Origin of the sequence: Shewanella sp. Isolate7 (assembly GCF_022398425.1) — a bacterium.
In the GTDB taxonomy this organism is placed as follows: domain Bacteria; phylum Pseudomonadota; class Gammaproteobacteria; order Enterobacterales; family Shewanellaceae; genus Shewanella.
Map to the genome: position 1 here is coordinate 1 of NZ_JAKEVJ010000133.1, position 4352 is coordinate 4352.

At 49.9% G+C, this 4352-nt stretch carries 1 protein-coding gene, 1 tRNA gene and 3 rRNA genes; all 5 read left to right on the forward strand.

Features of this window, described 5'->3' with window-relative positions; genetic code table 11:
• Positions 1-162 (forward strand): 16S ribosomal RNA (locus L1D47_RS20140); the annotation flags it as partial.
• A 299-nt stretch (positions 163-461) separates the two neighbouring features.
• Positions 462-3193, forward strand: a 23S ribosomal RNA gene (locus tag L1D47_RS20145).
• 291 nt (positions 3194-3484) lie between these two features.
• A tRNA-Thr gene (locus tag L1D47_RS20150) sits at positions 3485-3560 on the forward strand.
• Positions 3561-3569: 9 nt separating this feature from the next.
• Positions 3570-3685: ribosomal RNA gene (gene rrf / locus L1D47_RS20155) — 5S ribosomal RNA — on the forward strand.
• A 416-nt stretch (positions 3686-4101) separates the two neighbouring features.
• A partial coding sequence (locus L1D47_RS20160; RefSeq protein WP_239886560.1) for a transposase occupies positions 4102-4352 on the forward strand: 251 nt, incomplete at its 3' end.

Here is a 4352-nt window from a genome sequence, read left to right on the forward strand (position 1 = left end):
CGGCGGGCCTTGTACACACCGCCCGTCACACCATGGGAGTGGGCTGCACCAGAAGTAGATAGCTTAACCTTCGGGAGGGCGTTTACCACGGTGTGGTTCATGACTGGGGTGAAGTCGTAACAAGGTAGCCCTAGGGGAACCTGGGGCTGGATCACCTCCTTACCTATACGATGATTTGATACTTGGTCGAAAAATGCTCCTGCATTTTCGACATTCGGTACATCCGTGTACCTTTTGAGTGTTCACACAGATAACTTGTTCTTGTTAGAGCGAGTGGCACGTCCGAGCGGCGATGCTTGTTCTTTAAAAATTTGGAAAGCTGATAGTAATAACCGAGAGGTTATTGCGAAAATAATTGAGTTCTCAAAACACACTTTAATCAAGTGACTTGAGTATTCTTTTGGCGAAAGTTGAAACCATTAGTTGCGATGCARCTCAGATGAAACTCATTTGGGTTGTATGGTTAAGTGACTAAGCGTATACGGTGGATGCCTTGGCAGTCAGAGGCGATGAAGGACGTAGTAACTTGCGAAAAGCGTTGGCGAGCTAGCGAACGGGGATTAGCCCTTAAGCCTAGAGGGTGTTAGTGGAATGTGTTGGAAAGCACAGCGATACAGGGTGATAGCCCCGTACATGAAAACTAACTTTAGGTGAAAACGAGTAGGACGGGACACGTGATATCTTGTTCGAATATGGGGGGACCATCCTCCAAGGCTAAATACTCCTGACTGACCGATAGTGAACCAGTACCGTGAGGGAAAGGCGAAAAGAACCCCTGTGAGGGGAGTGAAATAGAACCTGAAACCGTATACGTACAAGCAGTGGGAGCGGTTCTTGAGACCGTGACTGCGTACCTTTTGTATAATGGGTCAGCGACTTACATTTTGTAGCGAGGTTAAGCGAATAGCGGAGCCGTAGGGAAACCGAGTGTTAACTGCGCGTTTAGTTGCAAGGTGTAGACCCGAAACCCGGTGATCTAGCCATGGGCAGGTTGAAGGTTGAGTAACATCAACTGGAGGACCGAACACACGTATGTTGAAAAATGCGGTGATGACTTGTGGCTGGGGGTGAAAGGCCAATCAAACCGGGAGATATCTGGTTCTCCTCGAAAGCTATTTAGGTAGCGCCTCGAGCGAATACCATTGGGGGTAGAGCACTGTTAAGGCTAGGGGGTCATCCCGACTTACCAACCCTTTGCAAACTCCGAATACCAATGAGTACTACTCGGGAGACACACGGCGGGTGCTAACGTCCGTCGTGAAAAGGGAAACAACCCAGACCATCAGCTAAGGTCCCAAAGTTATTGCTAAGTGGGAAACGATGTGGGAAGGCTTAGACAGCTAGGATGTTGGCTTAGAAGCAGCCATCATTTAAAGAAAGCGTAATAGCTCACTAGTCGAGTCGGCCTGCGCGGAAGATATAACGGGGCTAAGCAATACACCGAAGCTATGGGTACTAGCGCTTGCGCTAGTGCGGTAGAGGAGCGTTCTGTAAGCCGTTGAAGGTGAAGGGGTAACCCACACTGGAGGTATCAGAAGTGCGAATGCTGACATGAGTAACGATAAAGGGGGTGAAAAACCTCCTCGCCGAAAGACCAAGGGTTCCTGTCCAACGTTAATCGGGGCAGGGTGAGTCGACCCCTAAGGCGAGGCCGAAAGGCGTAGTCGATGGGAAACGGGTTAATATTCCCGTACTTCTGCTAACTGCGATGGAGAGACGGAGAAGGCTAGGCTAGCGCGGCGTTGGTTGTCCGCGTTTAAGGCTGTAGGTAGGGTGCTTAGGCAAATCCGGGCACCTAATACTGAGAGTTGATGACGAGTCACTACGGTGATGAAGTAGTTGATGCCATGCTTCCAGGAAAATCTTCTAAGCTTCAGGTTAGTAGGAATCGTACCCCAAACCGACACAGGTGGTCGGGTAGAGAATACCAAGGCGCTTGAGAGAACTCGGCTGAAGGAACTAGGCAAAATGGTACCGTAACTTCGGGAGAAGGTACGCTCCTGTTGGTGATGAGACTTGCTCTCTAAGCTGACGGGAGTCGCAGATACCAGGTGGCTGCAACTGTTTATCAAAAACACAGCACTGTGCAAAATCGCAAGATGACGTATACGGTGTGACGCCTGCCCGGTGCCGGAAGGTTAATTGATTGGGTTATCTTCGGAGAAGCTCATGATCGAAGCCCCGGTAAACGGCGGCCGTAACTATAACGGTCCTAAGGTAGCGAAATTCCTTGTCGGGTAAGTTCCGACCTGCACGAATGGCGTAATGATGGCCACGCTGTCTCCAGCCGAGACTCAGTGAAGTTGAAATTGCGGTGAAGATGCCGTATACCCGCGGCTAGACGGAAAGACCCCGTGAACCTTTACTATAGCTTGGCACTGAACATTGACCCTACATGTGTAGGATAGGTGGGAGACTTTGAAGCGGGAACGCCAGTTCTCGTGGAGTCAACCTTGAAATACCACCCTTGTAGTGTTGATGTTCTAACTCTGGCCCCTGAATCGGGGTTGAGGACAGTGCCTGGTGGGTAGTTTGACTGGGGCGGTCTCCTCCCAAAGAGTAACGGAGGAGCACGAAGGTTGGCTAAGTACGGTCGGACATCGTACGGTTAGTGCAATGGCATAAGCCAGCTTAACTGCGAGACATACACGTCGAGCAGGTGCGAAAGCAGGTCATAGTGATCCGGTGGTTCTGAATGGAAGGGCCATCGCTCAACGGATAAAAGGTACTCCGGGGATAACAGGCTGATACCGCCCAAGAGTTCATATCGACGGCGGTGTTTGGCACCTCGATGTCGGCTCATCACATCCTGGGGCTGAAGTCGGTCCCAAGGGTATGGCTGTTCGCCATTTAAAGTGGTACGCGAGCTGGGTTCAGAACGTCGTGAGACAGTTCGGTCCCTATCTGCCGTGGGCGTTGGATGATTGAAGGGAGCTGCTCCTAGTACGAGAGGACCGGAGTGGACGAACCGCTGGTGTTCGGGTTGTCATGCCAATGGCATTGCCCGGTAGCTACGTTCGGAATCGATAACCGCTGAAAGCATCTAAGCGGGAAGCGAGCCCTAAGATGAGTCATCCCTAGACCTTTAAGGTCTCTAAAGAGCCGTCCGAGACTAGGACGTTGATAGGCAGGGTGTGTAAGCGTTGTGAGGCGTTGAGCTAACCTGTACTAATGACTCGTGAGGCTTAACCATACAACCCAAAAGGGTTTCGTACGATGGTTACTGAATCAAAAGAATACAAAAGTACTTGATTGAAGTGAGGTCATAAATTGCTCCTGCATTTATGACATAGAGTACATCCGTGTACTAAAACTCACCCATCCCGAACTCAGAAGTGAAACGCAATCGCGCCGATGGTAGTGTGGGGTCTCCCCATGTGAGAGTAGGTCATTTCCAGACGCTAATTTCGCTTAACCTTTAAGGTGTAAGCAAAATAACCAAGCGCATTTTAGAGTAAGACGCATAGTTATTTAACAGTTTTGTGCTGATATGGCTCAGTCGGTAGAGCGCATCCTTGGTAAGGATGAGGTCCCCAGTTCGATTCTGGGTATCAGCACCACTAAATTTGTCTGGAAACCATAGCATTGTGGTCCCACCTGATCCCATCCCGAACTCAGAAGTGAAACGCAATTGCGCCGATGGTAGTGTGGGGTCTCCCCATGTGAGAGTAGGTCATTTCCAGGCGCCTAATTAACGAGAAATCCCCAGCACGCCGTGTTGGGGATTTTTTCGTTTAACGGCTTTTGAAATATCGATTCAACATGGGGAATATAAAGAGCCCGAACGCAGTGAGGTGCATTTCCATGTGGGGTAGGGCGAATATCGCGATAGCGATGTGCTTATGGCTAAAAGATATTCCCGACACTTTCAACATTCCCTACATCCATGTAGGTCAGCGCGAAGCTTTAGCGTAGCTGGCCATGACAGGCCCTAATTAAGTGAAGAGGCCACCTGAATAAGGTGGCTTTTTTGCGTTTAGGGTTTCTGAAATTATCGACGCTTTCTCTCAAAACCGCCTTAATTAAAGTGTAGTGGCATAGTGAATTTGGCCACCTGAATAGACGAAGTGATAGACTCACTTCCGGAAAAAGGTGGTAGAAATGATGAACACAAGACCGACATTCAGTGCAGAGTTCAAATTAGAAGCTGCGCAGCTGGTAACGAAACAGGGATACAGCATAACTGAGGCTGCAAGCGCGATAGGCGTCAGTAATTCAGCCATGCGTAAATGGGTAAACCAGCTTCGACAGGAGCAGCAAGGCGTATCCCCCAAAGGCGCACCGCTCACCCCCGAACAACAGCGGATCCGCGAGCTAGAAAAGAAAATCCGCCGCATTGAAGAAGAGAACAC